We start from the raw sequence: 460 nt of genomic DNA on the forward strand, positions 1-460 counted from the left end.
GACGATGCCCACGACCTGCCCGTCCAGGCGGGCCAGAGCACAGATGATGTTGCGCGCCCAGCGCTCGTGGACCTCCAGCACCTCGCCGTCGTCGACGAGTTCGGTGATCACACGGGCCATGTCGTAGGGGCGGCTGCCGTCGGCCGGCACCAGGTCGAGCAGGATCTCGCTGCGCCGGCCGGCCGGGTCGGTACAGGGCAGCGCACAAGGCGCCTGCTGGTTGTTCTGCGGCAGCAGCCCCAGCAGGTAGCGGACCTCGGCCAGGCAGGTGGCCTCGTCGTCGTAGGCGAAGTGGCACACCCCGGAGGTCTCGGCGTGCACGTCCGCGCCGCCCAGCCCGTTCTGGGAGATCTCCTCACCCGTCACCGCCCGGACCACGTCGGGGCCGGTGATGAACATCTGCGAGGTGTCGCGGACCATGAACACAAAGTCCGTCAGGGCCGGGCTGTAGGCGGCGCCG

Annotated in this window: 1 protein-coding gene; it reads right to left on the reverse strand. The window is 70.4% G+C overall.

Annotation, left to right across the window (positions count from 1 at the left end):
• Window positions 1–460: carboxyl transferase domain-containing protein (locus IG78_RS0141165; protein WP_030574977.1), on the reverse strand; the 460-nt coding region annotated here is incomplete at both ends.

Origin of the sequence: Streptomyces aureocirculatus (assembly GCF_000720475.1) — a bacterium.
Taxonomy (GTDB): domain Bacteria; phylum Actinomycetota; class Actinomycetes; order Streptomycetales; family Streptomycetaceae; genus Streptomyces; species Streptomyces aureocirculatus.